We start from the raw sequence: 25,869 nt of genomic DNA on the forward strand, positions 1-25,869 counted from the left end.
CATGAACGAGCTGGAATATGTGCCGGTGCCGGCATTCGAAGACAACTATATCTGGCTCGTCTCGGACGGCCGCGATGCGATCGCCGTCGATCCGGGTGAAGCCGCGCCGGTACGCCGTGTTCTTGCCGAACGCGGCTGGCGCTTGACCGCTATTTTACTCACGCACCATCACGCCGACCACGTCGGCGGTGTCGCGGCGCTGCAAGATGGCCAACCGGACGATGTGCCGCTGGTCGTTTATGGCCCGGCGGAAGAATCGATCGACGTGGTCACGCGCCCGCTCGCGGGCGGCGATCGCGTGACGCTCGGCGCACCGGCGCTTGCGTTCGACGTGCTCGACGTGCCGGGTCATACGCGCGGCCACATCGCCTATTTCCAGGCGGCCGGGCAGGGCGCGGCCACGCCTCACGTGTTCTGCGGAGATACACTGTTCTCATGCGGTTGCGGCCGGCTGTTCGAAGGCACGCCCGCGCAGATGCTCGCGTCGCTCGACGCGCTCGCGGCGCTGCCCGGCGACACGCGCGTGCATTGCGCACACGAATACACGCTGTCGAACATCCGCTTCGCGCTCGCGTGCGAACCGGGCAATGCGGCGCTCGCCGCCTGGCGCGACGATGCGCAGGCGCTGCGCGCGCGCGGCGTGCCGACGCTGCCCACGACGATCGCGCACGAACGTGCCGTCAACCCGTTCATGCGGTCGGACAGCGCGGCCATCCATGCGACGCTCGAGGCCGAGCTGCACGAAACGGTGCCGGATCGACTGGCGGCATTCACGCTGATGCGCGAGTGGAAAAACCGGTTCCGATGACGATTTCGGGAGGACTCCAAACCTCAGGTAGCGTCTGTAAAAATTGCTGCAAATGTAGGATTTCGCTGAGTTTTCGGTGTTTTTATTGACGTGAAGCACGCACTTCCGTAGTATCGCCAGCAATTTCCAGCCGTCGGAAGCCGAGATTTTCATGCGACTTATATTGAGTGCGATGGTGGTCCTGCTGCTCGCCGCTTGCGCGAGCCAGGCCCCTGTCGCCAACAACGCCGCCGATTCGCAGGCGACGTCCAACTACCTCCGTAAATCAGCCACCGCCAAAGAAACTGTCGACGTCGACAAGCAATCCGTCGGCGACCTGACCAGTGCCGACTCCGATCTCTGGGGCCGCATTCGCCGCGGCTTCCAGATGCCCGACCTGCAGAGCGACCTCGTCGACATGCAGACGACCTGGTACACGCAGCGTCCCGATTACGTGCAGCGCATGACCGAGCGCTCGCAGAAGTACCTCTATCACATCGTCGAGGAGCTCGAGGCGCGCCACATGCCGACCGAGCTCGCGCTGCTGCCGTTCATCGAGTCCGCGTTCAATCCGCAGGCGCTGTCGGTCGCGAAGGCGGCCGGCATGTGGCAGTTCATGCCGGGCACGGGCCGCACGTACAACCTGAAGCGCAACATGTGGCAGGACGAGCGTCGCGACGTGCTCGCGTCGACGAGCGCCGCGCTCGACTACCTGTCGCGCCTGCATGACATGTTCGGCGACTGGTATCTCGCACTGGCCGCGTACAACTGGGGTGAAGGCAACGTGCAGCGCGCGATCGCGCGCAACCAGGCGGCCGGCCTGCCGACCGACTACCAGAGCCTGCGGATGCCGAACGAGACGCGCAACTACGTGCCGAAGCTGCAGGCGGTGAAGAACATCATCGCGAATCCGCAGCAGTTCGGCCTGACGCTGCCGGAGATCCCCAACCACCCGTATTTCGTGACGGTCACGACGGCGCGCGACATCGACGTGGCGGTGGCCGCGAAGCTCGCGAACCTGTCGCTCGACGAGTTCCGCTCGCTGAACCCGTCGTTCGCGAAGCCGGTGATCCTCGGCGCGACCGAGCCGCAGATCCTGCTGCCGTTCGACAATGCGGCGGCGTTCGAGAAGAACCTGAAGGCCTACAACGGCCAGTTGTCGACGTGGACCACCTACACGGTGAGCGAGCGTGCGCGCCCGGCCGCGATCGCCGAGAAGATCGGCGTGGACGCCGACACGCTGATGTCGGTCAACAAGATTCCGGCCGGCATGCGCCTGAAGCCGGGCTCGACGATCGTCGTGCCGCGCGGCGATGACGACGACGAGGACATCAGCGCGGACGTCGCGGAAAACGGCGTGCTCGCGATGGAACCCGACGTGCCCGACACGCGCAAGATGCTGATCCGCGTGCGCCGCAAGCAGTCGATGGCGGCGATCGCCGGCCGCTACGGCGTGTCGGTCGCGCAGTTGAAGGCATGGAACCGCACGCATCGCGATCTCGCGATGCCGGGCCAGGCGCTCGTGCTGCACGTGCCGGTTGGCCGCGCGGTGCCGGCCGAGCCGGGGCCGGAGCGGATCGCGACGTCGACCGCCGGCGCGCATATCGAGCGCGCGAGCCTGTCCGTCGGCGGCAAGTCGCGCGGCGCGAAGCACGGTGCCGCGAAACCGGCGGCCCGCGTGGCCAAGGCCGCGCCCGCGAAGGCTGCACCGAAGGCCGCTGCGCACAAGGGCAAGAAGTAACGCGGCCGCGATCGCGGCGCGGCGGCCCGACCGGGGCGCGCGATTGCGTTATCATCCGACGAAACGCGTAGCAACGCCGTCACCGAGGTGACGGCGTTTTCGTTTGTGCGCGGCAGCGCGGCCGCCGCTGCGCGCAGTCACAAGGAGAAGCGATGTCGTCGGTGCAGGTGAGGGTGCTCGCGCTGTTTGCGATCGGATATTTCGTGTCGTACGTGTTCCGCGGCGTCAATCTCGGCTTCGCGCCGTTCGTCACGCACGAGCTCGGGCTGTCGGCTGCCGATCTCGGGCTGCTCACGAGTCTCTATTTCCTCGGCTTCGCCGGCGCGCAGATTCCGGCCGGCGTGCTGCTCGACCATTTCGGCCCGCGCCGCGTGGCGGCCGGGATGCTGCTGTTCGCGGCAGCCGGCGCCGCCGTGTTCGGCATCGCGCACGACCTCGGCACGATGATGGTCGGCCGGCTCCTGATCGGCGTCGGCGTGTCGGTGTGTCTCGGCGCGGCGTTCAAGGCGCTCGCGCAGCATTTTCCGGTCGGCCGGCTGCCGCTCGTCAACGGCCTCGTGATGGCGGTCGGCGGCCTGGGCGGCGTCGCGGTCGGCTCGCCGCTGACCTGGCTGCTCGGCGTGACGAGCTGGCGCGTGATCTGCGGCGGCCTCGCGGTGCTGACGATCGTCGTCGCGGCCGCGATCGGCCTCGGTGCGCCGGAAGCCGAGCGGCCGCGTCAGCAGGGCGGGATCGTCAGCCAGTTCAAGGGCACGTGGCACATCCTGGGCAGCCGTGCGTTCTGGAAGATTTCGTCGTTCTCGATCGTCACGCAGAGCGTGTTCTACGCGATGCAGTCGCTGTGGGTCGGCCCGTACCTGCGCGACGTCGCGGGGTTCGATGCGCAGCACGCCGCGCGGCTCGTGTCGGTGCTCGGCTTCGCGATGATGGCGGGCTGTGTCGGCTTCGGCGCGGCGGCGCGCGTGCTCGAGCGCCGCGGGGTGTCCGTCCAGGCATTTTGCGGCATCGGCATGGCGCTGTTCGTCGCCACGCAGGGCGCGATCGTCGCGCGCGTGCCGCTGCCGCCGGCCGTGCTGTGGGCGGCCTACGGGATGTTCGGCGGCGTCGGGATCCTGACCTACGCGGTGCTGGCCGGTCACTTTCCGGCGCATCTGATCGGCCGCGCAAATACGACGCTGACGCTCGTGATCTTCGTGCTGATCTTTGCGTTCCAGATCGGCATCGGCGCGGTGCTGTCGCACTGGCCGGCCGTCGACGGCCATTACCCGGCCGCCGCGCACGTCACCGCGTGGAGCGTGCTGCTCGCGCTGCAGCTCGCGAGCGCGGTCTGGTGCGTGTGGCCCGCGCGCAGCGCTGGCAAGCACGTTGATCCGGCGGTACGCTGACGGGTAGGGCGGCTGCGGAAACGGGGCCGCAGCAACGAGTGTCGTGCGCGACCGCGCGCCGTCACGCGCGCCGCATGCACGATCGGACGGCCATATCGATTGAAGATAAGGCCATTTTCGGGCTATAATTTGAAAGTTTGTGCTGATCAACCTCGCACCCTAGCGCCTACCTCACTCATCCCGTTCATCCGCCGCACGCCGCCTGTCGGGCGATGCCGCGAAGCCTCGTGCGCCACGCGCCGGGTTCGCGTCTCGACAACGCAGGTCGCGTCCAGCTAGCGATTCCGCGCGCCTACGCAGCGCGGCGCTCGCGCGGCAGGGTAAACAGGTCGGCAGCAGGGTGTTCCCCAAGGAGCCTCCCGTGTTGCCGTCTTTTTCTCCCGCCTTGCTTGCACTCGCCGACGGCACGGTCTTTCGTGGTTATTCGATCGGGGCCGAAGGCCACACGATCGGTGAAGTCGTGTTCAACACCGCGATTACCGGCTATCAGGAAATCCTGACCGATCCGAGCTACGCGCGTCAGATCGTCACGCTCACCTACCCGCATATCGGCAACGTCGGCGTCAACGCCGAAGACGTCGAAGCCACGAAAGTCCATGCCGCCGGCCTGATCATCCGTGATCTGCCGACGCTCGCATCGAACTTCCGCATGGACCGCACGCTCGGCGATTACCTGCGCGACGAAGGCGTCGTCGCGATCGCCGGCATCGATACCCGCAAGCTGACCCGGATCCTGCGCGACAAGGGCGCGCAGAGCGGCTGCATCCTGGCCGGCTCGGACGACGAGGCGAAGGCGATCGAGCTCGCGCGCTCGTTCGCGGGCCTCGCGGGCATGGATCTCGCGAAGGTCGTGTCGACCACCAAGCCGTTCGAGTGGAAGCAGACCGAATGGCGCCTCGGCAGCGGCTACGGCATGCAGGAAGCGCCGAAGTACCGCGTCGTCGCGTATGACTTCGGCGTCAAGTACAACATCCTGCGCATGCTCGCGGAGCGCGGCTGCCACGTGACGGTGCTGCCGGCACAAGCGAGCGCGGAAGATGCGCTCGCGCTGAATCCGGACGGCATCTTCCTGTCGAACGGCCCCGGCGATCCGGAACCGTGCGACTACGCGATCGCGGCCACGAAGCAGTTCATCGAGCGCGGCGTGCCGACCTTCGGCATCTGCCTCGGCCACCAGATCATGGGCCTCGCGGTCGGCGCGAAGACGCTCAAGATGAAGACGGGCCACCACGGCGCGAACCACCCGGTGAAGGATCTCGGCGACGGTCGCGTGGTGATCACGTCGCAGAACCACGGCTTCGCGGTCGATGCGGATTCGCTGCCGGCCAACGCGCGCGTGACGCACGTGTCGCTGTTCGACGGCACGCTGCAGGGCTTCGAGCTGACCGACAAGCCGGCATTCTGCTTCCAGGGCCACCCGGAAGCGTCGCCCGGCCCGCACGACATCGGCTATCTGTTCGACCGTTTCACCGCACTGATGGACGCGGCGAAGCAGCGCAACGCCTGACGCAACTGAAGCAACCGAAGAACGGGAGATTCGCATCATGTTCGGCCACGCACTCGGCATCACGGATATCTGGACCTACGTGTTCGGCGTGATCTTCATCATCCTGCTGCCGGGGCCGAACTCGATGTACGTGCTGTCGCTCGCGGCGCAGCGCGGCGTGAAGGCCGGCTATCGCGCGGCCTGCGGCGTGTTCGTCGGCGATACGGTGCTGATGGTGCTGTCCGCCGCGGGCGTCGCGTCGCTGCTGAAGGCGAATCCGCTGCTGTTCTCCGTCGTGAAGTACGGCGGCGCCGCGTATCTGCTCTACATCGGCTCAGGCATGCTGCGCAGCGCGTGGCAGAAGCTGCGCGCGCGTGGCGATGCGCCGGCCGAGGCAGCGCCCGCGGTCGACGGCGAGCGGCCGTTTCGCAAGGCGCTGATCGTGAGCCTCCTGAATCCGAAGGCGATCCTGTTCTTCATCTCGTTCTTCATCCAGTTCGTCGACCCGGCCTTCCCGCATCCCGCGCTGTCGTTCGTCGTGCTCGGGGCGATCGCGCAATGCGCGAGCTTCCTGTACCTGAGCACGCTGATCTTCGCGGGCGCACGGCTCGCCGAGCATTTCCGCCGCCGCCGCAGGCTCGCGGCGGGCGCGGCGAGCAGCGTGGGCGGCCTGTTCATCGGTTTCTCGGTGAAGCTCGCGCTCGCCACCATGAGCTGAGCGCGGCCTGCCGACCGACGACAACGCCACGACAAAGATTACTTACTGAATTCACAAGCCATGCCAAAACGCACAGACATCAAAAGCATCCTCATCATCGGCGCCGGCCCGATCATCATCGGCCAGGCTTGCGAGTTCGACTATTCGGGCGCGCAGGCTTGCAAGGCGCTGCGTGAAGAGGGCTACAAGGTCGTCCTCGTGAACAGCAACCCGGCGACGATCATGACCGACCCGAACACGGCCGACGTCACGTACATCGAGCCGATCACGTGGGAAGTGGTCGCACGCATCATCGAGAAGGAGCGCCCGGACGCGATCCTGCCGACGATGGGCGGCCAGACCGCGCTGAACTGCGCGCTCGACCTGCACCACCACGGCGTGCTCGAGAAGTTCGGCGTCGAGCTGATCGGCGCGTCGCCGGAAGCGATCGACAAGGCGGAAGACCGCCAGAAATTCAAGGAAGCGATGACCAAGATCGGTCTCGGTTCCGCGAAGTCGGGCATCGCGCACTCGATGGAAGAAGCGACCCAGGTGCACGCCGAGATCATGGCCGGCACCGGCGGCAGCGGCTACCCGGTCGTGATCCGTCCGTCGTTCACGCTCGGCGGCTCGGGCGGCGGCATCGCGTACAACCGCGAAGAGTTCGAAGAGATCTGCAAGCGCGGCCTCGACCTGTCGCCGACGCGCGAACTGCTGATCGAGGAATCGCTGCTCGGCTGGAAGGAATACGAGATGGAAGTCGTGCGCGACCGCGCCGACAACTGCATCATCGTGTGCTCGATCGAGAACCTCGACCCGATGGGCGTGCACACCGGCGACTCGATCACGGTCGCGCCGGCGCAGACGCTCACCGACAAGGAATACCAGATCCTGCGTAACGCATCGCTCGCGGTGCTGCGTGAGATCGGCGTCGACACGGGCGGCTCGAACGTGCAGTTCTCGATCAACCCGAAGGACGGCCGCATGGTCGTCATCGAGATGAACCCGCGCGTGTCGCGTTCGTCGGCGCTCGCGTCGAAGGCGACCGGCTTCCCGATCGCGAAGGTCGCGGCGAAGCTGGCGGTCGGCTACACGCTCGACGAGCTGAAGAACGAAATCACCGGCGGCCAGACGCCGGCATCGTTCGAGCCGACGATCGACTACGTCGTCACGAAGATCCCGCGCTTCGCGTTCGAGAAGTTCCGCGAAGCCGATTCGCGCCTGACCACGCAGATGAAGTCGGTCGGTGAAGTGATGGCGATCGGCCGCACGTTCCAGGAATCGTTCCAGAAGGCGCTGCGCGGCCTCGAAGTCGGCGTCGACGGTCTCGACGAGAAGTCGACCGACCGCGACGAGATCGCGATCGAGATCCACGAGCCGGGCCCGGACCGCATCTGGTACGTCGGCGATGCGTTCCGCATCGGCATGACGGCCGAGGAAATCTTCGCGGAAACCGCGATCGACCCGTGGTTCCTCGAGCAGATCGAGCAGATCATCCTGAAGGAAAAGGCGCTCGCGGGCCGCACGCTCGCGTCGCTGACGTTCGACGAGTTGCGCTTCCTGAAGCAGAGCGGCTTCTCCGACCGCCGCCTCGCGAAGCTGCTCGGCGCGACGCCGGAAGACGTCCGCCGCCGCCGCATCGAACTGAACGTGCGCCCGGTCTACAAGCGCGTCGACACCTGCGCGGCCGAGTTCGCGACCAAGACGGCCTACATGTACTCGACCTACGAGGAAGAGTGCGAGGCGCAGCCGACCACCAACAAGAAGATCATGGTGCTGGGCGGCGGCCCGAACCGGATCGGCCAGGGCATCGAGTTCGACTACTGCTGCGTGCACGCGGCCCTCGCGATGCGCGAGGACGGTTACGAAACGATCATGGTCAACTGCAACCCGGAAACGGTGTCGACCGACTACGACACGTCCGACCGCCTGTACTTCGAGCCGCTGACGCTGGAAGACGTGCTCGAGATCGTCGACAAGGAAAAGCCGGTCGGCGTGATCGTCCAGTACGGCGGCCAGACGCCGCTGAAGCTCGCGCTCGACCTCGAGGCGCACGGTGTGCCGATCGTCGGCACGTCGCCGGACATGATCGACGCGGCCGAAGACCGCGAACGCTTCCAGAAGCTGCTGCAGGACCTCGGCCTGCGCCAGCCGCCGAACCGCACCGCGCGCGCCGAAGAAGAAGCGCTCGCGCTGGCGGCCGAAATCGGCTACCCGCTCGTCGTGCGTCCGTCGTACGTGCTGGGCGGCCGCGCGATGGAAATCGTCCACGAGCCGCGCGACCTCGAGCGCTACATGCGCGAGGCCGTGAAGGTGTCGAACGATTCGCCGGTGCTGCTCGACCGCTTCCTGAACGACGCGATCGAATGCGACGTCGACTGCATCTGCGACGGCGAAGCCGTGTTCATCGGCGGCGTGATGGAGCACATCGAGCAGGCGGGCGTCCACTCGGGCGACTCGGCATGCTCGCTGCCGCCGTACTCGCTGTCGAAGGAAACCGTGGCCGAGCTGAAGCGCCAGACGGGCGCGATGGCGAAGGCGCTGAACGTGGTCGGCCTGATGAACGTGCAGTTCGCGATCCAGCAGGTGCCGCAGGCGGACGGTTCGAAGCAGGACATCATCTACGTGCTCGAAGTGAACCCGCGCGCGTCGCGCACGGTGCCGTACGTGTCGAAGGCGACCAGCCTGCCGCTCGCGAAGATCGCGGCGCGCGCGATGGTCGGCCAGAAGCTCGCGCAGCAGGGCGTGACGAAGGAAGTCGAGCCGCCGTACTTCAGCGTGAAGGAAGCGGTGTTCCCGTTCGTCAAGTTCCCGACCGTCGATCCGGTCCTCGGGCCTGAAATGCGTTCGACCGGCGAAGTGATGGGCGTCGGCCAGACCTTCGGCGAAGCGCTGTTCAAGTCGCAGCTCGCGGCCGGTTCGCGCTTGCCGGAGTCGGGCACGGTGCTGCTCACCGTGATGGATGCCGACAAGCCGAAGGCGGTCGAAGTCGCGCGCATGCTGCACGACCTCGGCTACCCGATCGTCGCGACCAAGGGCACGGCTGCCGCGATCGAAGCGGCCGGCGTGCCGGTGAAGGTCGTGAACAAGGTGAAGGACGGCCGTCCGCACATCGTCGACATGATCAAGAACGGCGAGATCGCACTCGTGTTCACGACGGTCGACGAGACGCGCCAGGCGATCGCCGATTCGCGTTCGATCCGCATGAGCGCGCAGGCGCACAAGGTCACGTACTACACGACAATGTCCGGCGCGCGCGCGGCCGTCGAAGGCCTGCGCTACCTGAAGGATCTGGAAGTCTATGATTTACAAGGTCTTCACGCTCGCCTAAACTAAGCAGTCAGTTACCTGTCGAAGCAACACGTGCCGCGATTAAGCGGTGTTTCCGGTTCACCGGAAATACGTTTAATCGCGGTGATTTTTTTTATAGCCGTTTTTAGCGATTGAGCCGTTTATGAGCACCATTCCGTTGACAAAGCGTGGCGCAGAGCAACTGCGCGATGAATTGCAGCGCCTCAAGTCCGTCGAGCGGCCGGCCGTGATCAACGCGATCGCGGAGGCCCGCGCACAGGGCGATCTGTCCGAAAACGCGGAATACGACGCTGCGAAAGAAAAACAGGGCTTCATCGAGGGTCGCATCGCGGAAATCGAGTCGAAGCTGTCGGCCGCGCAGGTCATCGATCCCACCGTGCTCGACGCCGAAGGCCGCGTGGTCTTCGCATCGACGGTCGAACTCGAGGATCTCGAGTCCGGCGACACCGTCAAGTACCAGATCGTCGGCGACGACGAAGCCGATATCGATCACGGCCTGATCTCGGTCAGCTCGCCGATCGCGCGCGCGCTGATCGGCAAGTCCGAAGGCGACGTCGCGGCCGTGCAGGCGCCGAGCGGCGTGCGCGAGTACGAAATCATCTCGGTCAGCTATATCTGAAGCGGGGCGACGTGATGCCGCATCGCGTGTTCCGCCTGCTGTCGGCCGTGTGGGTCGGCAGCCTGCTGACGATCGGGTATGCGGTCGCGCCCGTGCTGTTCAGGACGCTGGAGCGGATGACGGCCGGCTCGGTCGCCGCCCAGCTGTTCCGCATCGAGGCGATCCTCGGTGTCGTATGCGGCGTGCTGCTGCTCGCGCTGTCGAACCAGCAGGTGCGGCGCGGCAGCGGCGATTATCGTCGCGTGCGCTGGATCGTCGCGGCGATGGTCGCGTGCGTGCTGGTCGGGTATTTTGCGTTGCAGCCGTTCATGAACGTGCTGCGGGTGGCCGCGATGGAGGCGGGCACCGATATCGCGAACTCGCCGTATGCGAGCCGCTTCGGGATGCTGCACGGCGTCTCGAGCCTGTTCTATCTCGTCGAGAGCGTGTTGGGGCTGATGCTGATCTGGCGTCTGCCGGCGCAAGACGCCTGAATGGCCTGAGCGCCGCGCGGGCAACGCGGCACGGGGTGCCCCGTGCCGCGCGGCAGGATTACTTGCCCTGGTGCGGCCGCTTCGTGCTGGCCTGACGCTTTTTCGCGCGCTTCACCGTGCCGCCTGCCGTCACGCGCTCGTTGCCGCGCACCGTGACCTTCACCGGCCGCGGACGGCGCACCGGGCTCGCGTTCGGCGACACCTTGACGACCTTGACGGTGCGCGGTGCACGGCCTTTCTTGTCGTCGACGGCTTCGGCCGCGCTCGGCAGCGCGCCGGCACGACGGCCGCGGGCCGGGGCCGCCACGGCAGCCTCGGGCTTCCAGATCACCAGCAGCTTGCCGATGTGCTGGATCGGCGCCGCGTTCAGGCGGTCGCAGATCTCGTCGTAAATGGCGACGCGCTCGTCGCGCTCGTCACCGAACACACGGATCTTGATCAACTGGTGCGCGGCGAGGTGCACCTTGATTTCCTTCAGCACGGCGTCGGTGAGCCCTTCGGCGCCGATCAGCACGACGGGCTTGAGCGCATGGGCCTGGGAGCGCAGCGCGGAGCGCTCGGCGGGGGAAAGCGAAAGGGCGGGCATGGAAATGTCGAAATCTAAATAGGGGCGCGCTGCGTCAGAAGCGAATCGCGGGAAGTTACCGCATCAGCCGCGCGCCGAAACCACGTAAAATCGCGGCTTGGGCCCGGAAGGGGCCGCAGCCGCGCGAAGAAGACGCGTATTATCCGCCAAAAGCACGGCTTCACGAAGCAAATAGCAGCAATCTCTCTCTCGAATGGCAAAAAACCGCTTTAACCAGCACTGGCTGCACGACCACATCAACGACCCGTACGTCAAAATGGCGCAGCGGGAGGGCTATCGCGCGCGCGCCGCGTACAAGCTGAAGGAAATCGACGAGCAGGACAAGCTGATCCGTCCGGGCCAGGTGATCGTCGACCTCGGCGCGACGCCGGGCAGCTGGAGCCAGTATGCCCGCAACAAGCTCGCGCAGGGCAAGAAGCGCGACGCGGAGCGCGAAGGCGGCATCGACGGCACGATCGTGGCGCTCGACATCCTGCCGATGGAGCCGATCGCGGACGTCCACTTCCTGCAGGGCGATTTCCGCGAGGACGAGGTCCTTCACCGGCTCGAAGAAGTGCTCGAAGGTCGCGCGGTCGACCTTGTTATTTCCGACATGGCCCCCAACCTCTCCGGCGTGGCCTCGGCGGACGCGGCGCGCATCGAGCATCTGTGCGATCTGGCGCTCGAATTCGCGCAGAATCATCTGAAGCCGGACGGTGCGCTGCTTGTGAAGTGCTTTCACGGCAGCGGCTACAGCCAGATCGTCGAAAAGTTCAAACAGCAGTTTAAGACTGTCGCGCCGCGCAAGCCGAAGGCGTCCCGCGACAAATCGTCCGAAACGTTCATTTTGGGTCGGCATCTGAAGCATCCGCGCTGACGCGCAGCGGCGTGCCGCAAACGGGCTCCGGCCCTTGCCAGACAAGCGAAGCGCTATCGCGGCGGTTGTCAATCCTTATGGCAGGGGTGGTCGGACTGGATTAGAATGACCGAGGAGCGCCGCAAGGAAAATGTAGGCGCTCGTCTACGAGTGAAGGAGTGGTGCTTTGAACAACAATATGTTTTCGAAGGCAGCAGTGTGGCTGGTGATCGCACTGGTGCTGTTTACGGTGTTCAAGCAGTTCGACAAGCCCCGCGTCCAGGAAGGTGTGTCCTATTCGCAGTTCATGGACGACGCCAAGAACGGCAAGGTCAAGAACGTCATCGTTCAGGGGCGCAACCTCACCGTCACTCCGGCTGATGGCCAGAAATACCAGATCGTGTCGCCCGGCGACATCTGGATGGTCGGCGATCTGATGAAGTACGGCGTGCAGGTCAGCGGCAAGGCCGACGACGAGCCGAACGCGCTGATGTCCGCGCTGTACTACCTCGGGCCGACGATCCTGATCATCGTGTTCTGGTTCTACATGATGAGGCAGATGCAGGGAGGCGGCAAAGGCGGCGCATTCTCGTTCGGGAAATCGCGTGCGCGGCTGATCGACGAGAACAACAACGCGGTGAACTTCTCCGACGTCGCGGGCTGCGACGAAGCGAAGGAGGAAGTGTCCGAGCTCGTCGACTTCCTGCGCGACCCGCAGAAATTCCAGAAGCTGGGCGGTCGCATTCCGCGCGGCGTGCTGCTCGTCGGCCCTCCGGGTACCGGCAAGACGCTGCTCGCCCGCGCGATCGCCGGTGAAGCGAAGGTGCCGTTCTTCAGCATCTCGGGTTCCGACTTCGTCGAAATGTTCGTCGGCGTCGGCGCGGCCCGTGTGCGCGACATGTTCGAGCAGGCGAAGAAGCACGCACCGTGCATCGTGTTCATCGACGAAATCGACGCGGTCGGCCGTCATCGCGGCGCCGGCATGGGCGGCGGCAACGACGAGCGCGAGCAGACGCTGAACCAGATGCTGGTCGAGATGGACGGCTTCGAAGCGAACTCGGGCGTGATCGTGATCGCCGCGACCAACCGTTCCGACGTGCTCGACAAGGCGCTGCTGCGTCCGGGCCGTTTCGACCGCCAGGTCTATGTCGGCCTGCCGGACATCCGCGGCCGCGAGCAGATCATGCGCGTGCACCTGCGCAAGGTGCCGATCGCGAATGACGTCGACGCAGCGGTCATCGCGCGCGGCACGCCGGGCTTCTCGGGCGCCGATCTCGCGAACCTCGTGAACGAAGCGGCGCTGTTCGCTGCCCGCCGCGGCAAGCGCATCGTCGAGATGCAGGATTTCGAGGACGCGAAGGACAAGATCTTCATGGGTCCGGAGCGCAAGTCGGCGGTGATTCGCGAGGAAGCGAAGCGCGCGACGGCTTACCACGAGTCGGGCCACGCGGTGATCGCGAAGCTGCTGCCGAAGGCCGATCCGGTACACAAGGTCACGATCATCCCGCGCGGTCGCGCGCTGGGCGTCACGTGGCAGCTGCCGGAGCATGACAACGAGACGTATTCGAAGGATTACCTGCTCGACCGCCTGGCGATCTTGTTCGGCGGCCGCGTGGCCGAGGAGCTGTTCCTGAACCTGATCAGCACCGGCGCGTCGGACGACTTCAACAAGGCGACGCAGACGGCGCGCGCGATGGTGGCCCGTTTCGGCATGACCGACGCGCTCGGGCCGATGGTCTACGTCGACGACGAGAGCGACAACGGCCCGTTCGGTCGCGGCTTCACGCGCACGATCTCGGAAGCGACGCAGCAGAAGGTCGACGGCGAAATCCGCCGCGTGCTCGACGAACAGTACGGCCTTGCACGCCGTCTGCTCGAAGAGAACCGCGACAAGGTGGAGGCAATGACGGCCGCGCTGATGGAGTGGGAAACGATCGACGCCGATCAGATCAACGACATCATGGAAGGGCGTCCGCCGCGTTCGCCGAAGAGTTCGCCGGCTGTCGGCGGCGATTCGTCGGGCGGCGGCACCACCGCCGAAGTGAAGCCCGGCAACGCGCCGGCGCCTGCTTCGCCGGCCTGACCTTCGCCGTAGCACCGTTCACGGGCTGGTGTGGCTTCACACCGGCCCGTTTTGCATTCATCAACGCCTCCCGCCCGTGTCCGATTCCGCTGTTTCCGCATCTATTCCCGCGCCGCTCCAGTGCGGCCGTTTCTCGCTGACGTTCGAGCGCCCGCTCGTGATGGGCATTCTGAACGCCACCCCCGATTCGTTCTCCGACGGCGGCCGCTTCCTTGCGCGCGACGATGCGCTGCGCCAGGCCGAGCGGATGATCGCCGAAGGCGTCGACCTGATCGACATCGGCGGCGAGTCGACGCGTCCCGGCGCGCCGCCCGTGCCGCTCGACGAGGAACTCGCGCGCGTGATCCCGCTGGTCGAAGCGTTGCGGCCGCTGAACGTGCCGCTGTCGATCGACACCTACAAGCCGGCCGTGATGCGCGCGGCGCTCGCTGCCGGCGCGGACTTGATCAACGACATCTGGGGTTTCCGTCAGCCGGGCGCGATCGATGCGGTGCGCGAGGGTAACAGCGGGCTGTGCGCGATGCACATGCTCGGCGAGCCGCAGACGATGCAGGTCGGCGAGCCCGATTACGGCGACGTCGTGAGCGACGTGCGCGATTTTCTCGCCGCGCGCGCGCAGGCGCTGCGCGACGCGGGCGTCGCGCCGGAACGGATTTGCGTCGATCCGGGCTTCGGGTTCGGCAAGGCGGTGGTCGACGACAACTACGCGCTGCTGGCCGCGCTGCCGGACACGGCGCCGGCGCGGCCCGACGGGCGCGCGTATCCGATTCTCGCGGGCATGTCGCGCAAGTCGATGCTCGGCGCGGTGATCGGCGGCAAGCCGCCGATGGAACGCGTCGCGGCGAGCGTGGCGGCCGCGTTGTGCGCGGTCGAGCGTGGAGCTGCGATCGTGCGCGTGCACGACGTCGCGGCGACGGTCGATGCGTTGAAGGTCTGGAACGCCGTGCGCGAAGCCGCGCGGCAACGATAAGTCAGAAATCAGAAAGACGAAGGAGGAAGGTTCGCCATGGGACGTCGATATTTCGGCACGGACGGCATTCGCGGCACGGTGGGCGAGGCGCCCATCACGCCTGATTTCGTGTTGCGTCTCGGCTATGCAGCCGGCAAGGTACTGGCCGGTGCGGCCGACGTCGCGGCCGGTGCACGGCCGACGGTACTGATCGGCAAGGACACGCGCGTGTCGGGCTACATGCTCGAGGCCGCGCTCGAGGCCGGCTTCTCGGCGGCCGGCGTCGACGTGATGCTGGCCGGCCCGATGCCGACGCCGGGCGTCGCGTACCTGACGCGCGCGCTGCGCCTGTCGGCCGGCGTCGTGATCAGCGCATCGCACAACCCGTACCAGGACAACGGGATCAAGTTCTTCTCCGCCGACGGCAACAAGCTGCCCGACGAAACGGAAGCCGAGATCGAGGCATGGCTCGACAAGCCGCTCGAATGCGCATCGTCGGACCGGCTCGGCAAGGCGCGCCGCCTCGACGATGCGGCCGGCCGCTACATCGAGTTCTGCAAGAGCACGTTCCCGGCCGCCTACGATCTGCGCGGGCTGAAGCTCGTGATCGACTGCGCGCACGGCGCCGCGTACCAGATCGCGCCGCACGTGTTCCACGAGCTCGGCGCGGACGTGATCCCGGTCGGCGTCGCGCCGAACGGCTTCAACATCAACGACGGGGTCGGCGCGACGGCGCCCGACGCGCTGATGCGCGCGGTGCGGGCGAACCATGCGGACCTCGGCATCGCGCTCGACGGCGATGCGGACCGCCTGCAGGTCGTCGATTCGACCGGCCGGCTGTACAACGGCGACGAGCTGCTCTACGTGCTCGTGAAGGACCGCATCGCGACCGTCGGCAAGGTCGACGGCGCGGTCGGCACACTGATGACGAACCTCGCGGTCGAAGTTGCGCTGCAGCGTGAGGGCGTCGAATTCGTGCGCGCGGCGGTCGGCGACCGCTACGTGCTCGAACAGTTGCGCGAGCGCGGCTGGCAGCTCGGCGCGGAAGGCTCGGGCCACATCCTGTCGCTCGACCGCCATTCGACCGGCGACGGCATCGTGTCGGCGCTGCTCGTGCTGGCCGCGCTCAAGCGCAGCGGCCGCACGCTTGCGCAGATGCTCGATGGCGTCACGCTGTTCCCGCAGAAGCTGATCAACGTGCGGATGAAGCCGGGTGCCGACTGGAAGGGCAACGCATCGATTCGCGCGGCGATCGACGCGGCCGAAGGCGCGCTGGCCGGTCACGGCCGCGTGCTGATCCGCGCGTCGGGCACCGAGCCCGTGCTGCGCGTGATGGTCGAGGCACGGCATGCGGCCGACGCGACGCGTCACGCGGAAGCAATCGCCGACGCGGTGCGCGCGGCGACGGCCTGAACCGGCTCGGCGACGGCGCGCGACGGTCCGGCCGTCTGCGCGCCGCCGCTCCGGTAATTTCACATGCGGCGCCTGCGGGCGCCGCAATTCGTCAGACGCAAAGGTTTGCGCTATTAAATAGAGGGCGCTTTCGACGCGGATTTCGTCTGATCAAACACACACTCCGACCCTGAATCGCGACAGCCGCGCAAGGGGCTTTCCGACCGGCGCGCGCTGCGATACGATCCGCTCGCAACCCGCATCGGCGGGCGCGGATCTGCCTCTTCCCGGCCGGCAATTCTTGCCGCCAACCCCGCCACGCCGCGCTTGTGCGGCTGCCCGAACCGGGCCCGCTACACCCTTTCAACCAGTCATGTTACTGTCACGCCAGTTTCATCGATTGTCACATTATCGTCATGAGGAGCCCCTAACCTTCGCGGTGCCGTAGTCATCCGCTCACACACTGGAGGTCTCATGAAATTGATGCAAACCGCGATTGCCGGCCTGGCTGGCGCGCTTTTCGCAGTCGCCGCGCAAGCTGCCGACATCACGGGCGCAGGCAGCACGTTCGCGATGCCGATCTATACGAAATGGGCTGCGGACTACCAGCAGTCCGGCGGCGCGAAGGTGAACTACCAGGGTATCGGCTCGTCGGGCGGCCTGAAGCAGATCGTCGCGAAGACGGTCGATTTTGCCGGTTCGGACGCGCCGCTGAAGGATGAAGAGCTCGCGAAGGAAGGCCTGTTCCAGTTCCCGACGGTGGTCGGCGGCGTGGTGCCGGTGATCAACGTGCCGGGCGTGAAGGCCGGCGAACTGACGCTGTCGGGCCCGGTGCTCGGCGACATCTATCTCGGCAAGATCAAGAAGTGGAACGACCCGGCGATCGCCGCGCTGAACCCGAAGGTCAAGCTGCCGGATACGGACATCGCGGTCGTTCGCCGCGCTGACGGCTCGGGCACGAGCTTCATCTGGACGAACTACCTGTCGAAGGTCAACGACGAATGGAAGTCGAAGATCGGCGAAGGCACGACGGTCAACTGGCCGACGGGTACGGGCGGCAAGGGCAACGACGGCGTCGCGGCGTTCGTGCAGCGCCTGCCGGGCGCGATCGGCTACGTCGAGTGGGCGTACGCGAAGAAGAACAACATGATCTACACGGCCCTGAAGAACTCGACGGGCACGGTGGTCGAGCCGAAGACCGAAACGTTCAAGGCCGCTGCTGCAGGCGCGAACTGGTCGAAGTCGTTCTACCAGATCCTGACGAACCAGCCGGGCAAGGAAGCATGGCCGGTCGTCGGCGCGACGTTCGTGCTGCTGCACGCGAAGCAGGACAAGCCGGAGCAGGGCGCCGAAACGCTGAAGTTCTTCAGCTGGGCGTTCAAGAACGGCGAGAAGGCTGCCGACAGCCTCGACTACATCTCGCTGCCGGCATCGGTCGAGACGGAAATCCGCAAGCAGTGGAAGACGAAGGTGACGGACGCATCGGGCAAGCCGGTCGCCGCAGAGTAAGCCATCCAGCGGTTCGCTGCCCGGTCGTGCCGGCCGGGCAGTGTGTGCGGTAAGGCCGGGCGTTACGGCGCCCGGCGATCCAGAACAGGCGCCCATGTCTGATATTTCGTACACGTCCTCCCGGTCCGATGCCGCGCAGCAACGCGCGCCGAGCCGTCTCGGAGACGTTCTGTTCGGCGGCCTCGCACGGCTCGCCGCGATCGTGACCCTGCTGCTGCTGGGCGGGATCATCGTTTCCCTCATCATTGCGTCGCTGCCGACCATCCAGAAGTTCGGCCTCGGCTTCCTGTGGCAATCCGAGTGGGATCCGAACTCGGATGTCTACGGCGCAGTCGTGCCGATCTACGGCACGATCGTGACGTCGTTGATTGCACTCGTCATCGCGGTGCCGGTCAGTTTCGGCATCGCACTGTTCCTCACCGAACTGTCGCCCGTGTGGCTGCGCCGCCCGCTCGGCATCGCGATCGAGCTGCTCGCCGCGATTCCGTCGATCGTGTACGGCATGTGGGGCCTGCTCGTGTTCGCGCCGATCTTCGCCGAATACTTCCAGAAACCGATCGGCCATCTCTTCAAGGACGTGTGGGTGCTCGGTCCGCTGACGGCCGGCGCACCGATCGGCATCGGCATTCTCGCGGCCGGCGTGATCCTCGCGATCATGATCATCCCGTACATCGCATCGGTGATGCGCGACGTGTTCGAAGTCACGCCCGTGCTGCTGAAGGAATCGGCGTACGGGATCGGCTGCACGACGTGGGAAGTGATGTGGAAGGTGGTGCTGCCCTATACGAAGACCGGCGTGATCGGCGGCGTGATGCTCGGCCTCGGCCGCGCGCTCGGCGAAACGATGGCCGTGACCTTCGTGATCGGCAACACGAACCTGCTCGACAGCGTGTCGCTGTTCGCACCGGGCAACAGCATCACGTCGGCGCTCGCGAACGAATTCGCGGAAGCGCAACCGGGCCTGCATACGTCCGCCCTGATGGAACTGGGCCTGATCCTGTTCGTGATCACGTTCATCGTGCTGTCCATCTCCAAACTGCTGCTGCTTCGTCTCGAGAAGGGAGAGGGCAAGAAATGAGCGAGCCCATCATGAATTTCCCGGGGCCGAACGGCGCCGCGCTCGACGCGATGCGCAACCGCCTGCAGCGCAAGCGCAAGGTGACCAACGCGATCGCGCTGACCGCGTCGCTCGCCGCGATGGCATTCGGCCTGCTGTGGCTCGTGTGGATTCTCTACACGACGGTGCATCTCGGTGTCGGCGGCCTGTCGCTGCAGCTGTTCACCGAATCGACGCCGGCACCGAACACCGAAGGCGGCGGCCTGGCGAACGCGATCGTCGGCAGCCTGCTGCTGTGCGGTTTCGGCACGCTGGTCGGCACGCCGATCGGCATCCTCGCGGGCGTCTATCTCGCTGAATACGGCCAGAAGAACCTGCTGGCGAGCACGATTCGCTTCATCAACGACATCCTGCTGTCGGCGCCGTCGATCGTGATCGGCCTGTTCGTGTACGCGATCGTCGTCGCGAAGTCGGGGCGCTTCTCGGGCTGGGCCGGCGTGATCGCGCTCGCGCTGCTGCAGATCCCGATCGTGATCCGCACGACCGAGAACATGCTGAAGCTCGTGCCGAACGCGCTGCGTGAGGCAGCCGTCGCGCTCGGCACGCCGAAGTGGCGCATGGTGCTGAAGATCACGCTGCGTGCGTCGGTCGGCGGGATCGTGACGGGCGTGCTGCTCGCGGTCGCGCGGATCGCCGGCGAAACGGCGCCGCTGCTGTTCACGGCCCTGTCGAACCAGTTCTTCTCGGTCGACATGAGCCAGCCGATGGCCAACCTGCCCGTCACGATCTACAAGTTCGCGATGAGCCCGTTCGCCGAATGGCAGTCGCTCGCATGGGCGGGCGTGTTCCTGATCACGCTCGGGGTGCTCGGACTCAACATCCTGGCGCGCTCGATCTTCTCGAAAAAGTAACGGCGGAGCAATCCGATGAATATGGCAGAAAGCCACCTGAATCCCGTCGAGCGCACCGCTGCGCCCGCCGGCACGCACGATGCGGCGCATGGCCGTCCGCTGGCGCCGCTGAACGCGAAGATCGAGGTCAACAACCTCAACTTCTTCTACAACAAGTTCCACGCGCTGAAGAACATCAACCTGCGCATTCCCGAAGGGAAGGTGACGGCGTTCATCGGCCCGTCGGGCTGCGGCAAGTCGACGCTCTTGCGCACGTTCAACAAGATGTTCGCGCTCTATCCGGAGCAGCGTGCCGAAGGCGAAATCCTGATGGACGGCGAGAACCTGCTGACCACCAAGCGCGACATCTCGCTGCTGCGTGCGCGGATCGGCATGGTGTTCCAGAAGCCGACCCCGTTCCCGATGTCGATCTACGACAACATCGCGTTCGGCGTGAAGATGTTCGAAAAGCTCACGCGCTCGGAGATGGACGATCGCGTCGAGTGGGCGCTGACGAAGGCCGCGCTGTGGAACGAAGTGAAGGACAAGCTGAACCAGAGCGGCTACGGGCTGTCGGGCGGCCAGCAGCAGCGTCTGTGCATCGCGCGCGGCATCGCGATCCGTCCGGAAGTGCTGCTGCTCGACGAGCCGTGCTCGGCGCTCGACCCGATCTCGACGGGCCGCATCGAGGAACTGATCGCGGAGCTGAAGAGCGACTACACGGTCGTGATCGTCACGCACAACATGCAGCAGGCCGCGCGCTGCTCGGACTTCACGGCCTACATGTACCTGGGCGAGCTGATCGAATTCGGCGAAACCGAAAAGATCTTCATCAAGCCGGTGCGCAAGGAAACGGAAGACTACATCACCGGCCGTTTCGGCTGATGACGGAGAATCACAACCATGTCGGATAAACATCTGTCGAGCCAGTTCGACGCGGACCTGAATGCCGTGTCGTCGAAAGTGCTGGAAATGGGCGGGCTCGTCGAGTCGCAGATCGTCGGCGCGATGCACGCGCTGAACGAATTCGACCGCGATGCGGCCGAGAAGGTGATCGCGGCCGAGGAAACGCTGAACGCGATGGAAGTCGACATCGACCAGGAGTGCGGCAACATCATCGCGCGGAGGCAGCCGGCCGCGCGCGACCTGCGTCTTCTGATGTCGATTTCGAAAACGATTACCAACCTCGAGCGCGCCGGCGACGAGGCCGAGAAGATCGCGAAGCGCGTGCGCCGCCTGATCGAAGAACCGGCCGCGCGTGCGGTGAACATCGCCGAGATCAAGGTGTCGGGCGAGATGGCCGTGACGATCCTGCGCCGCGCGCTCGACGCGTTCGCGCGCCTCGATACGGTGGCGGCCGCGCAGATCGTCAAGGACGACAAGGAAATCGACCTCGAATTCCGCGCGTTCGTGCGCAAGCTCGTGTCGTACATGCAGGAAGATCCGCGCACGATCTCGGTCGGCCTCGAGTATCTGTTCATCGCGAAGGCGATCGAACGGATCGGCGACCACGCGAAGAACATCGCCGAATTCATCATCTACATCGTGAAGGGCACGGACGTGCGGCACCAGCCGCGCGACACGCTCGATCGCGAAGCCAACAGTTAATCGACTCCGTATAGGAAGAACAGAGGTGCCGATGCCCAGCAACATTCTCGTCGTCGAAGATGAGCCAGCGATTTCCGAACTGATCTCGGTGAATCTCCAGCATGCCGGTCACTGCCCGATCCGCGCGTACAACGCGGAGCAGGCGCAGAACCTGATCAGCGACGTGCTGCCCGATCTCGTGCTGCTCGACTGGATGCTGCCGGGCAAGTCCGGCATCGCGTTCGCGCGCGACCTGCGCAACAACGAACGGACCAAGCACATCCCGATCATCATGCTGACCGCGCGCGGCGACGAGCAGGACAAGGTGCTCGGCCTCGAGATCGGCGCGGACGACTACGTGACGAAGCCGTTCTCGCCGAAGGAACTGATGGCGCGCATCAAGGCCGTGCTGCGCCGCCGCGCGCCGCAGCTGACCGAGGACGTCGTATCGATCAACGGGCTGCGCCTCGATCCGGCCACGCATCGGGTCGCCGCGCACGGCGACGGCAGCGAGATCAAGCTCGATCTCGGCCCGACCGAATTCCGCCTGCTGCATTTCTTCATGACGCATCCGGAGCGCGTGCACAGCCGCACGCAACTGCTCGACCAGGTCTGGGGCGATCATGTGTTCGTCGAGGAACGCACCGTCGACGTCCATATCAAACGATTGCGCGCGGCCTTGAAACCGGCCGGCTGCGATGCGATGATCGAGACCGTGCGCGGCAGCGGCTACCGGCTCGCCAAGCACGCGTAACGTATCCGGGCATGCCGTGTGCCGCGGCATGCCGTTCATTCTTTCGGACGCTGAATCATGAACATCATCTGGGCGCGCTTTCTGGTGTCGCTCGTGCTGCTCGTGCTGATCAGCGTATTGGTCGGCGTATTCGCCGGCCCGACCGCGGCCCTCGGGTTCGCGGCCGTGATGCTGGTCGCGCAGGGCTTCTTCAGCACCTTCCATACGCAACGCCTGTGGCGTCTGCTCGATGCGCCCGTCTATGGCGAGGTGCCGAGCGCACCGGGCATCTGGGGCGAAATCTACTACCGGCTGCACAAGCTCGCGAAGCAGTGGCATGCGCAGGTGCGCCAGGTCGAGCAGCAGCATTCGCGCTTCATCCAGGCGATCCAGGCGTCGCCGAATGGCGTCGCGATGCTCGACGACCATGACCAGATCGAGTGGTGCAACGCGATCGCCGAGGTGCACTTCGGCCTCGATGCGAAGCGCGACCTGCGCCAGCACATCACGAACCTGGTTCGTCATCCGGAGTTCGTCCGTTACCTGAACGCGCAGCATTACGACGAGACGCTCGTGATGCGCGGGATGGGCGACTCGCGGCAGAACGTGCTGGAAGTGCAGGTGTTCCCGTACGGCGAGAACCGCAAGCTGCTGCTCACGCAGGACATCACGGAGCTCGAGCGGACCGACGCGATGCGGCGCGACTTCGTCGCGAACGTGTCGCACGAACTGAAGACGCCGCTCACCGTGCTGTCGGGCTTCCTCGAGACGATGCGCGAACTGCCGCTGAACGAGGAAGATCGCGCGCGCTATCTCGAGATGATGGAGCAGCAGGCGTCGCGGATGCGGCACATCGTCACCGACCTGCTGGTGCTCGCGAAGCTCGAGGGCGAAAGCAAGCCGCCGATGGATCACGCGATCGACATGCGTGCCGTGTTCGACCATCTGAAGGAAGATGCGCAGACGCTGTCGAACGGGCATCACGAGATCGCGTTCGCGATCGATGAGACGCTCGGCGTGACGGGCGCGCAGACCGAAGTGTTCAGTGCGTTCGCGAATCTCGTGACCAACGCGATCCGCTATACGCCGGACGGCGGCAAGATTTTCGTGTCGTGGCGGCGCGAGGGCGCGCAGGGCGTGTTCTCCGTCACCGACAGCGGCTTCGGCATTCCGGCCGCCGACCTGCCGCGGCTGACCGAACGCTTCTACCGCGTGGACCGCAGCCGCTCGCGCGATACGGGCGGCACGGGGCTCGGCCTCGCGATCGTCAAGCACGTGCTGCAGCGGCACGACTCGCACTTGTACGTGCAGAGCGAGGAAGGGCGCGGCAGCACGTTCACTGCGCGCTTCCCGGGCTCGCGGATCATCGCGATCCGGCCGGCCGCGTTCGAGGCGTGAGCGCGTCACGCGAAGCGGCGCCTCACGTCGGCACCCCGGCGGAATGAAAAAAGCACAGCCCTCGGGCTGTGCTTTTTCGTTTGGTGCGCGGCACGCGAAACCGTGCGCCGTGTGCCTACGAACAGAACTTCGCGAGCAGCCCGAGTTGCGCGTTGCGGATCGTCTTGCCCGCGCGCCGCCGGCGGTAGTGGCCGTCGCTGAGCATCTGCCAGGCCGACTGGTTGTCGCCGAGACAGACCGACAGCCCTTCGGCGATCACGCGGCGCTTCAGCTTGCGCTCGCGGATCGGGAACGCGACTTCGACGCGGCGGAACAGGTTGCGGTCCATCCAGTCGGCGCTCGACAGATACACGTCCTCGGCGCCGCCCGCGTGGAAATAGTAGATGCGGTGGTGTTCGAGGAAGCGCCCGACGATCGAGCGCACCGTGATGTTGTCCGACAGCCCCGGCACGCCCGGCTTCAGCGCGCACACGCCGCGCACGATCAGGTCGACCTTCACGCCGGCCTGCGACGCTTCGTACAGCGCGGCGATCACCGACGGCTCCAGCAGCGCGTTCATCTTCGCGACCACGCGCGCGCGCTTGCCGGCGCGTGCATTGTCGATCTCCGCGCGGATCGATTCGATGATGCGCGGATGCAGCGTGAACGGCGACTGCCACAGCTCGTGCAGCGTGAGTTCGCCGCCGATCCCGGTCAGCTGCTGGAACACGTGATGGACGTCCTCGCAGATCTTCTGGTCGGCCGTCATCAGCCCGAAGTCGGTGTAGAGGCGGGCGGTGCGCGGGTGATAGTTGCCGGTGCCGAGGTGCACGTAGCGGCGCAGCGACGCCTTGCCGTTCTGCACGACGCGCCGCACGATCAGCATCATCTTCGCGTGGCACTTGTGGCCGACCACGCCGTACACGACGTGCGCGCCGACGGCTTCGAGCTGCGACGCCCAGTTGATGTTGGTTTCCTCGTCGAAGCGCGCGAGCAGCTCGACGACGACGGTCACTTCCTTGCCGTTGCGGGCGGCTTCCATCAGCGCGTCCATCAGCGGCGAATCGGTGCCGGTGCGATAGATCGTCTGCTTGATCGCGACGACGCTCGGGTCCTTCGCGGCCTGCTGCAGCAGTTCGAGCACCGGCTGGAAGCTTTCGTACGGGTGGTGCAGCAGGATGTCGCCGCCATCGATCGCGTCGAACATCGTCGGCGCGTTCGCGATCGCGGGCGGGATCGATGCGGTGAACGGCGCGAACTTCAGGTCGGGTCGATCGACGAGATCGGGGATCTGCATCAGCCGCACGAGGTTCACGGAGCCGGACACGCGGTAGCAGTCCTTCTCGCCGAGCAGGCCTTCCTCGAGCAGGCGTCGCACGATATGCGCGGGCGTATCGGCCGATACTTCGAGTCGCACCGCGTTGCCGAGGTGGCGCGCGGGCAGTTCGCCCTGCAGCGCAACGCGCAGGTTGGTGATTTCGTCCTCGTCGACGAACAGCTCGCTGTTGCGCGTGATGCGGAACTGGTTGCAGCTCTTCACGACCAGTTGCGGGAACAGTTCGCCGACGAAGCGCTGCATGAACGAGCTGAGCAGCACGAAGCCGTGCTCGAAGCCCGACAGCGCCTGCGGCATGCGCACGACGCGCGGCAGCGCGCGCGGCGCCTGCACGATGCCCATCACCGCCTGGCGGCCGAACGCGTCGCGGCCTTCGAGCTCGACGACGAAGTTCAGGCTCTTGTTCAGCACGCGCGGGAACGGGTGCGCGGGATCGAGGCCGATCGGCGTCAGCACCGGCAGCAGTTCGTCGAGGAAGTAGCGGCGCGCCCATTCGAGCTGCTCGTCGTTCCACGAGTCGCTCGCGTGGAAGTAGATGCCTTCCTGTTCGAGCGCGGGGAGCACGGTTTCGTGCAGCATCGTGTACTGGCGGTGCACGAGCCGTTGCGCGCGCTCGACGACGAGATCGTAAGCGTGCTGCAGCGACATGCCGTCGGGCGTCAGGGCGCCCGGGTTGTCGCGGATCTGTTCCTGGAGGCCGGCCATCCGGACTTCGAAGAACTCGTCGAGGTTGCTGCTGGTGATGCAGATGAAGCGCAGTCGCTCGAGCAACGGAATGTGCGGGTCGGCCGCCTGGGCCAGCACGCGCTCGTTGAAGCCGAGGATGCCGAGTTCACGATTGAGAAGCGGATAGCGGACGGACATCGGCAGAGTAGGGGGTGATTCAGGCGATGATTCGAAAGGACGCTCGGAAACTCTCACGGTACGATGACGTGCTGATGACAATAATGTATTTATATCGGGAAATTCTACGCTTGAACCGATTCGTCTCATAAATGTTTCGGCCATATACTTTCTACCCGAGTACATGCCCGT

At 65.7% G+C, this 25,869-nt stretch carries 21 protein-coding genes; 19 read left to right on the forward strand and 2 right to left on the reverse strand.

The features are described from left to right. The first annotated feature begins 1 nt into the window (after window position 1). The 8 genes from gloB (at window position 2) to U5A56_RS26095 (ending at window position 10,500) form a co-directional block, all read left to right on the forward strand. Complete coding sequence (gene gloB / locus U5A56_RS26060; protein WP_321925274.1) at window positions 2-808, forward strand: hydroxyacylglutathione hydrolase; 807 nt, start codon at window positions 2-4, stop codon at window positions 806-808. A gap of 151 nt (window positions 809-959) precedes the next feature. Continuing rightward, window positions 960-2,528, forward strand: a complete 1,569-nt coding sequence (locus U5A56_RS26065) for a transglycosylase SLT domain-containing protein (protein WP_321812386.1) — start codon at window positions 960-962, stop codon at window positions 2,526-2,528. Window positions 2,529-2,680: 152 nt separating this feature from the next. Next, window positions 2,681-3,913 (forward strand): MFS transporter, encoded by a 1,233-nt coding sequence (locus U5A56_RS26070; protein WP_321925276.1) that lies wholly within the window; start codon window positions 2,681-2,683, stop codon window positions 3,911-3,913. Window positions 3,914-4,274: 361 nt separating this feature from the next. Beyond that, the gene (carA, locus tag U5A56_RS26075) at window positions 4,275-5,420 is read left to right on the forward strand and encodes a glutamine-hydrolyzing carbamoyl-phosphate synthase small subunit (RefSeq protein WP_044844900.1); all 1,146 of its coding nucleotides are present in this window, start codon (window positions 4,275-4,277) and stop codon (window positions 5,418-5,420) included. A gap of 37 nt (window positions 5,421-5,457) precedes the next feature. Then, window positions 5,458-6,117: a leucine efflux protein LeuE gene (gene leuE, locus U5A56_RS26080; protein ID WP_321925277.1), complete on the forward strand. Its 660-nt coding sequence runs from the start codon at window positions 5,458-5,460 to the stop codon at window positions 6,115-6,117. Window positions 6,118-6,177: 60 nt separating this feature from the next. Next, on the forward strand, window positions 6,178-9,432 hold the full coding sequence (gene carB / locus U5A56_RS26085) for a carbamoyl-phosphate synthase large subunit (RefSeq protein WP_321925279.1): 3,255 nt from the start codon (window positions 6,178-6,180) through the stop codon (window positions 9,430-9,432). Window positions 9,433-9,550: 118 nt separating this feature from the next. After that, window positions 9,551-10,027 carry a transcription elongation factor GreA gene (gene greA, locus U5A56_RS26090; protein WP_021163362.1) on the forward strand — a complete coding sequence of 159 codons (477 nt, stop codon included), beginning with the start codon at window positions 9,551-9,553 and terminating at the stop codon, window positions 10,025-10,027. 14 nt (window positions 10,028-10,041) lie between these two features. After that, window positions 10,042-10,500: a DUF4149 domain-containing protein gene (locus tag U5A56_RS26095; protein WP_321925341.1), complete on the forward strand. Its 459-nt coding sequence runs from the start codon at window positions 10,042-10,044 to the stop codon at window positions 10,498-10,500. A gap of 58 nt (window positions 10,501-10,558) precedes the next feature. Here U5A56_RS26095 and U5A56_RS26100 read toward each other — a convergent pair whose 3' ends face one another. Then, window positions 10,559-11,086 (reverse strand): YhbY family RNA-binding protein, encoded by a 528-nt coding sequence (locus tag U5A56_RS26100; protein WP_044844896.1) that lies wholly within the window; start codon window positions 11,084-11,086, stop codon window positions 10,559-10,561. A gap of 193 nt (window positions 11,087-11,279) precedes the next feature. On the opposite strand from U5A56_RS26100, the gene U5A56_RS26105 reads away from it, so the two are divergent. The 11 genes from U5A56_RS26105 to phoR all read left to right on the forward strand — a co-directional run bounded on the left by U5A56_RS26105 (window position 11,280) and on the right by phoR (window position 23,519). Continuing rightward, the gene (locus U5A56_RS26105; RefSeq protein ID WP_044844895.1) at window positions 11,280-11,942 is read left to right on the forward strand and encodes an RlmE family RNA methyltransferase; all 663 of its coding nucleotides are present in this window, start codon (window positions 11,280-11,282) and stop codon (window positions 11,940-11,942) included. A 166-nt stretch (window positions 11,943-12,108) separates the two neighbouring features. Next, window positions 12,109-14,004, forward strand: a complete 1,896-nt coding sequence (ftsH, locus tag U5A56_RS26110) for an ATP-dependent zinc metalloprotease FtsH (RefSeq protein ID WP_044844894.1) — start codon at window positions 12,109-12,111, stop codon at window positions 14,002-14,004. 28 nt (window positions 14,005-14,032) lie between these two features. Next, window positions 14,033-14,974 (forward strand): dihydropteroate synthase, encoded by a 942-nt coding sequence (folP, locus tag U5A56_RS26115; RefSeq protein ID WP_321925281.1) that lies wholly within the window; start codon window positions 14,033-14,035, stop codon window positions 14,972-14,974. 36 nt (window positions 14,975-15,010) lie between these two features. Next, the gene (gene glmM / locus U5A56_RS26120) at window positions 15,011-16,366 is read left to right on the forward strand and encodes a phosphoglucosamine mutase (protein ID WP_044844892.1); all 1,356 of its coding nucleotides are present in this window, start codon (window positions 15,011-15,013) and stop codon (window positions 16,364-16,366) included. 453 nt (window positions 16,367-16,819) lie between these two features. Next, window positions 16,820-17,854 carry a phosphate ABC transporter substrate-binding protein PstS gene (gene pstS, locus U5A56_RS26125; RefSeq protein WP_124523546.1) on the forward strand — a complete coding sequence of 345 codons (1,035 nt, stop codon included), beginning with the start codon at window positions 16,820-16,822 and terminating at the stop codon, window positions 17,852-17,854. A 94-nt stretch (window positions 17,855-17,948) separates the two neighbouring features. After that, a complete protein-coding gene (gene pstC, locus U5A56_RS26130) occupies window positions 17,949-18,932 on the forward strand; it encodes a phosphate ABC transporter permease PstC (protein ID WP_044844890.1) in 984 nt (327 codons plus the stop codon). Continuing rightward, window positions 18,929-19,822: a phosphate ABC transporter permease PstA gene (gene pstA / locus U5A56_RS26135; RefSeq protein ID WP_044844889.1), complete on the forward strand. Its 894-nt coding sequence runs from the start codon at window positions 18,929-18,931 to the stop codon at window positions 19,820-19,822. The genes pstC and pstA overlap by 4 nt, the downstream gene beginning before the upstream one ends. 15 nt (window positions 19,823-19,837) lie before the next feature. Beyond that, on the forward strand, window positions 19,838-20,686 hold the full coding sequence (gene pstB, locus U5A56_RS26140; protein WP_039319486.1) for a phosphate ABC transporter ATP-binding protein PstB: 849 nt from the start codon (window positions 19,838-19,840) through the stop codon (window positions 20,684-20,686). An 18-nt stretch (window positions 20,687-20,704) separates the two neighbouring features. Continuing rightward, on the forward strand, window positions 20,705-21,409 hold the full coding sequence (gene phoU, locus U5A56_RS26145) for a phosphate signaling complex protein PhoU (RefSeq protein WP_044844888.1): 705 nt from the start codon (window positions 20,705-20,707) through the stop codon (window positions 21,407-21,409). Between the two features lie 31 nt (window positions 21,410-21,440). Beyond that, the gene (gene phoB / locus U5A56_RS26150) at window positions 21,441-22,142 is read left to right on the forward strand and encodes a phosphate regulon transcriptional regulator PhoB (RefSeq protein ID WP_006750313.1); all 702 of its coding nucleotides are present in this window, start codon (window positions 21,441-21,443) and stop codon (window positions 22,140-22,142) included. Window positions 22,143-22,199: 57 nt separating this feature from the next. Then, window positions 22,200-23,519 carry a phosphate regulon sensor histidine kinase PhoR gene (gene phoR / locus U5A56_RS26155; RefSeq protein WP_257775172.1) on the forward strand — a complete coding sequence of 440 codons (1,320 nt, stop codon included), beginning with the start codon at window positions 22,200-22,202 and terminating at the stop codon, window positions 23,517-23,519. Between the two features lie 115 nt (window positions 23,520-23,634). Here phoR and ppk1 read toward each other — a convergent pair whose 3' ends face one another. Further along, window positions 23,635-25,698, reverse strand: a complete 2,064-nt coding sequence (ppk1, locus tag U5A56_RS26160) for a polyphosphate kinase 1 (protein WP_321925283.1) — start codon at window positions 25,696-25,698, stop codon at window positions 23,635-23,637. Between the last annotated feature and the right edge of the window lie 171 nt (window positions 25,699-25,869).

The sequence above is a fragment of the Burkholderia sp. BCC1998 genome (assembly GCF_905339875.1).
Classification (GTDB): domain Bacteria; phylum Pseudomonadota; class Gammaproteobacteria; order Burkholderiales; family Burkholderiaceae; genus Burkholderia.

Excerpts from the sequence above, each read along its gene's own strand:
- phoB (WP_006750313.1), top strand. The coding sequence starts at position 21,441 with ATGCCCAGCAACATTCTCGTCGTCGAAGATGAGCCAGCGATTTCCGAA.
- U5A56_RS26095 (WP_321925341.1), top strand. The coding sequence starts at position 10,042 with ATGCCGCATCGCGTGTTCCGCCTGCTGTCGGCCGTGTGGGTCGGCAGC.
- U5A56_RS26070 (WP_321925276.1), top strand. The coding sequence starts at position 2,681 with ATGTCGTCGGTGCAGGTGAGGGTGCTCGCGCTGTTTGCGATCGGATAT.
- pstS (WP_124523546.1), top strand. The coding sequence starts at position 16,820 with ATGAAATTGATGCAAACCGCGATTGCCGGCCTGGCTGGCGCGCTTTTC.
- carB (WP_321925279.1), top strand. The coding sequence starts at position 6,178 with ATGCCAAAACGCACAGACATCAAAAGCATCCTCATCATCGGCGCCGGC.
- glmM (WP_044844892.1), top strand. The coding sequence starts at position 15,011 with ATGGGACGTCGATATTTCGGCACGGACGGCATTCGCGGCACGGTGGGC.
- gloB (WP_321925274.1), top strand. The coding sequence starts at position 2 with ATGAACGAGCTGGAATATGTGCCGGTGCCGGCATTCGAAGACAACTAT.
- pstB (WP_039319486.1), top strand. The coding sequence starts at position 19,838 with ATGAATATGGCAGAAAGCCACCTGAATCCCGTCGAGCGCACCGCTGCG.
- U5A56_RS26105 (WP_044844895.1), top strand. The coding sequence starts at position 11,280 with ATGGCAAAAAACCGCTTTAACCAGCACTGGCTGCACGACCACATCAAC.
- pstC (WP_044844890.1), top strand. The coding sequence starts at position 17,949 with ATGTCTGATATTTCGTACACGTCCTCCCGGTCCGATGCCGCGCAGCAA.
- ppk1 (WP_321925283.1), bottom strand. The coding sequence starts at position 25,698 with ATGTCCGTCCGCTATCCGCTTCTCAATCGTGAACTCGGCATCCTCGGC.
- phoR (WP_257775172.1), top strand. The coding sequence starts at position 22,200 with ATGAACATCATCTGGGCGCGCTTTCTGGTGTCGCTCGTGCTGCTCGTG.
- pstA (WP_044844889.1), top strand. The coding sequence starts at position 18,929 with ATGAGCGAGCCCATCATGAATTTCCCGGGGCCGAACGGCGCCGCGCTC.
- phoU (WP_044844888.1), top strand. The coding sequence starts at position 20,705 with ATGTCGGATAAACATCTGTCGAGCCAGTTCGACGCGGACCTGAATGCC.
- leuE (WP_321925277.1), top strand. The coding sequence starts at position 5,458 with ATGTTCGGCCACGCACTCGGCATCACGGATATCTGGACCTACGTGTTC.
- U5A56_RS26100 (WP_044844896.1), bottom strand. The coding sequence starts at position 11,086 with ATGCCCGCCCTTTCGCTTTCCCCCGCCGAGCGCTCCGCGCTGCGCTCC.
- U5A56_RS26065 (WP_321812386.1), top strand. The coding sequence starts at position 960 with ATGCGACTTATATTGAGTGCGATGGTGGTCCTGCTGCTCGCCGCTTGC.
- greA (WP_021163362.1), top strand. The coding sequence starts at position 9,551 with ATGAGCACCATTCCGTTGACAAAGCGTGGCGCAGAGCAACTGCGCGAT.